General features: G+C 47.6%; 5 protein-coding genes. 2 read left to right on the top strand and 3 right to left on the bottom strand.

Translation table 11 applies throughout. From position 1 onward, the window contains the following. Positions 1-88: 88 nt before the first annotated feature. On the top strand, positions 89-523 hold the full coding sequence (locus ABNS04_RS12210; protein ID WP_348671578.1) for a hypothetical protein: 435 nt from the start codon (positions 89-91) through the stop codon (positions 521-523). A gap of 201 nt (positions 524-724) precedes the next feature. Here the strand turns inward: ABNS04_RS12210 and ABNS04_RS12205 are convergent, their stop codons facing one another. The 3 genes from ABNS04_RS12205 to ABNS04_RS12195 all read right to left on the bottom strand — a co-directional run bounded on the left by ABNS04_RS12205 (position 725) and on the right by ABNS04_RS12195 (position 2,674). Further along, positions 725-1,279 carry a transposase gene (locus ABNS04_RS12205; protein ID WP_287832313.1) on the bottom strand — a complete coding sequence of 185 codons (555 nt, stop codon included), beginning with the start codon at positions 1,277-1,279 and terminating at the stop codon, positions 725-727. A 254-nt stretch (positions 1,280-1,533) separates the two neighbouring features. Beyond that, complete coding sequence (locus tag ABNS04_RS12200; RefSeq protein ID WP_348671577.1) at positions 1,534-2,004, bottom strand: GNAT family N-acetyltransferase; 471 nt, start codon at positions 2,002-2,004, stop codon at positions 1,534-1,536. 304 nt (positions 2,005-2,308) lie between these two features. Continuing rightward, positions 2,309-2,674: a hypothetical protein gene (locus ABNS04_RS12195; RefSeq protein ID WP_348671575.1), complete on the bottom strand. Its 366-nt coding sequence runs from the start codon at positions 2,672-2,674 to the stop codon at positions 2,309-2,311. Positions 2,675-2,756: 82 nt separating this feature from the next. Here ABNS04_RS12195 and ABNS04_RS12190 point away from each other — a divergent pair, with 82 nt between their 5' ends. Further along, positions 2,757-3,491: an SIMPL domain-containing protein gene (locus ABNS04_RS12190; protein WP_348671573.1), complete on the top strand. Its 735-nt coding sequence runs from the start codon at positions 2,757-2,759 to the stop codon at positions 3,489-3,491. Positions 3,492-3,568 lie beyond the last annotated feature (77 nt).

The following is a 3,568-nucleotide window of genomic DNA, read 5'->3' as shown; positions in this document are numbered from 1 at the left end:
GAAAACTCCTTTGCTTTAGTTTAGCGGAATTTTCTACTAATAACTGCTCCGATTTCCCGGGGGGATTACAGACCCGAACCAGATTATTGTGGCAGTGAAATCTCCGGATGGAGTCAGTGTTAACGACGGTGATGTAGTGCTAGATTTTAGTTTTAGAACAGGCGAACCTGAGAGCAGCTTTAACCATACTTTTCCGGTTATAGTTGATTCAGATTACGCGTTATCCGCGGAGCTGAAAGACGAGCTTGAGAACGACGAGCAGTTTACCGTAATGCGTTTATCTGAGGCTGATGCTCAACGCATGAAGAGTGGACAAAAAGCAATTCGTGAGTATCGTAGTCAGCATGAGGAAGGCGGAGCTGGCAGCATAAATGTCAGATTAATCTCGGCATGTCAAAGCGGTGGTTCTGCTTGGAAGGATTCGGAGCTTGACGTTTATCTAAAAACGGACCAAAGCGATGAATTTTTATTGTTTTTGGACGACATAGAGCTTAGCGAGTTGGACGTCAAAAACGGTTGTTAACCGTATTACGAGCCCGTGCGCATAATGCGCACGCTACGGTGATGTTGAACGTTTAACCCGACGTACGTCGCGCCTTGGGCGCGACAATCGATGCCGCCCCGTGCGCACAATGCGCACGCTACGGTGATGTCGAACGTTTAACCCGACGTAGGTCGCGCCTTTGGCGCGACAATGGATTTGCCCGTGCGCCCAAGGCGCACGCTACCACATGTCGTAATCGGCGAAATTGTCGTCCACCCATGCGTCTGTGATGTATTGCCATGATTCTGGGTAACGACCTTGCTTTAAATACGTGTTGAGGGTTGAGTAAGGCCATTCTAAGGCATTCTTGACATAGCCATGTTTGACAGGATTAAAGCAGCAATACAGCGTATACATGTAGAGCTCTTGCTCATTACGAATGATTCGGTCGTAGAATCTATTGTGCCAAAGGCTCCCTTGCCGTCGTCGGCGTTTGGAAAAATTAGATTGTGAGTTTTTATAGGAAAACTCGGGTAGGGCGCGCGTGGTGAGCGCTTTAATTTTTCTAATGCGCAGATCGACTTTTTGGTCGGCAACGCCAATCAACAAATGCATATGATCGGGCAAAACAACCCACGCCTGAATATCAAAAGGGTGCGATACCATGGTCGTGCGCACAGCATTGCGCAGCGCCTGAATAACCGGCTGGCGCGTTAGGTGAGGCTTGCGACCTTGAGTAGCGACGGTAATAAAAAAATAGTAACCGTCTTCGAAATAGCGACGAACATTTTTCATGCCGCTTATTTAAGACCAAAAGTCCCACCACAACATTTTAAAATCGTGTACGTAGGTCGCGCATTGTGCGCGACATCAGATGTCGCCCGTGCGCCAGAGGCGCACGTTACGTCGGAGGTTGATATCACCGCCATTCCGTAGGTCGCGCATTGTGCGCGACGATGGGTTTGTCCCCGTGCGCCAAAGGCGCACGTTACGCCGGTGGTTGATATCACCTCCGTGCAGTACGTCGCGCATTGTGCGCGACATTGCTATTAAACCGGCTTTACCATGATGAAGTTTTGTAGCTCTTCGCCGCGCACTTTGACGTGTTGTGATGTGCTTACGATAAAATCGAAGCGCTCGAAAAAGGGGCGTGCGGTGATGCTGACATGTGAGTAAAGCTTACTGATCCCGCGGGTTTTCGCGTCACCTATTATATGCTGCATGAGCACGCCGCCTACGCCCTTTCGCTGATATTTGTGGTGACAGAAAAAGTGGTCGATAAGACCGTCTTGCTGAAGATCTGCGTAACCTGCGATATCGGCGTTTAATTCTGCAACGTATGGCGCGATTTTATTCATCTTACGTGCCCACTCATTCGAATCGTAATCGCTTGGTGCCCAGGCTTCGACTTGTGCTTGCGAGTAGTCTTTGATGTTGATGTTTCTCACGGTGTCGAAAAATATATCTCGCAATGTTGCCGCATCGGTCGGTTTATAGCTTCGTATTTTGATGTCGTACATGTTTGTGTTGTTCCGCTTTTTGGATATCACCGCCATTCCGTACGTCGCGCATTGTGCGCGACATCAGATGCCGCCCGTGCGCCAAAGGCGCACGTTACGTCGGTGTTGTAGGTCGCGCATTGTGCGCGACATCAAATCCCGCCCGTGCGCCAAAGGCGCACGCTACGTCGGTGTTGTACGTCGCGCATTGTGCGCGACATCAGATGCCGCCCGTGCGCCCAAGGCGCACGCTACGTCGGTGTTGTACGTCGCGCATTGTGCGCGACATCAGATGTCGCCCGTGTGCCAAAGGCGCACGCTACGCCTAAATTTTATATTGGTAATCGGTTGTTTCCATGTGTTTTGTGAAAATATCACGAGAGATGGCGATGATTTCGGCGCCTTTTTCATCGTTCGTTTCGTGTGGAGGCTTCATGACTACCGCGCCTAAGTCGCTGCCACATTCGTTGTCTTTGGTGTTAAAGCTTACACCGAAGCCTGGACGGCCATCTGTTCTCAGCCGATATTCGCGAAGCATATCGTTTATTACTTTTGAACCTGCTGCGACGGCTGCTTGTTCAGTTGAATAACAATAGGTTGCTACATTATTTTCTTTAGTTGTTGTGCAAGCTACTAAATTGGTTAATAGTAAACAGATAATAAAAATATGAAGTTTGAATTGATTAATCATTATATTGAGTCACTTATATAACAAACATGATTTTTAACTTAGCAACTTTGTGCGGCTATTAAAAATAAATGGAGTGTATACATTGAAAAAATATTTATTTTTTTTGTTCTTGGTGAGTTGTTCAGCATGGAGTGATGTAATTCCAAATGCTCCTCATATCTATGTTGAAGGGTATGCTGAACAACGTGTTAAGCCGGAAATAATCGTCATTAGCGCGTACTTGAGGCATACCGACAAGGACGCCTCCGTTGCCAAAAGTGAAGTTGATCGGCGGTCAGTTGAGCTGTTTGAAGTAGTCAAAAAAATGGGAATAGCTCAAGAAGATATTCGAGCGACGCCACTTAGAATTGCGCCGCACAATGAGTATAAGAACGGCGAGGAAATTAATTTAGGCACGCGCGTCGTGCGCAGTATCGATATTACGTTACGTGATCTTTCCTTATATAACGAACTCAATCAATCGCTGGTTGATGCGGGTGTGTCAGAGACATTAGATGCTGAAGTTAAGGTTGAGAATCCGCGAGAGATTAAGAAACAAGTACTGTTTGAGGCATTAAAAAACGCGCGTCAAAAAGCCGAACAACTTGCTGAGCTAAATGGTAAGAAGATAAAAGATGTGTATTCAATCTCAGAATTTAAAACACGTGATGAAAGTGTTTACGATTTGATACCCTCGCAAGAAATTTACGGTCAGTCTTCTAGCGAACTCGCTGGTGTATCGGTAAGGTTTCGTGCTCCGCCCCAGCAAAGCGGGCTTTTTGAAATAGGCGAAATGACCGCATCCGCCACCGTATATGTCGTGTTCACCATACAGTAGGTCGCGCCTTTGGCGCGACGTTGGGTTTGTCCCTGTGCGCCAAAGGCGCACGTTACGCCGGTGTTGTAGGTCGCGCA

It is taken from the genome of uncultured Idiomarina sp. (assembly GCF_964010655.1).
Lineage (GTDB): Bacteria > Pseudomonadota > Gammaproteobacteria > Enterobacterales > Alteromonadaceae > Idiomarina > Idiomarina baltica.
The sequence above is the reverse complement of the archived record's forward strand: the minus strand, read 5'-3'. Positions and strand labels throughout refer to the sequence as shown.

Coding starts and splice junctions, on each gene's coding strand:
- ABNS04_RS12205 (WP_287832313.1), bottom strand. CDS start 1,279: ATGAAAAATGTTCGTCGCTATTTCGAAGACGGTTACTATTTTTTTATT.
- ABNS04_RS12200 (WP_348671577.1), bottom strand. CDS start 2,004: ATGTACGACATCAAAATACGAAGCTATAAACCGACCGATGCGGCAACA.
- ABNS04_RS12195 (WP_348671575.1), bottom strand. CDS start 2,674: ATGATTAATCAATTCAAACTTCATATTTTTATTATCTGTTTACTATTA.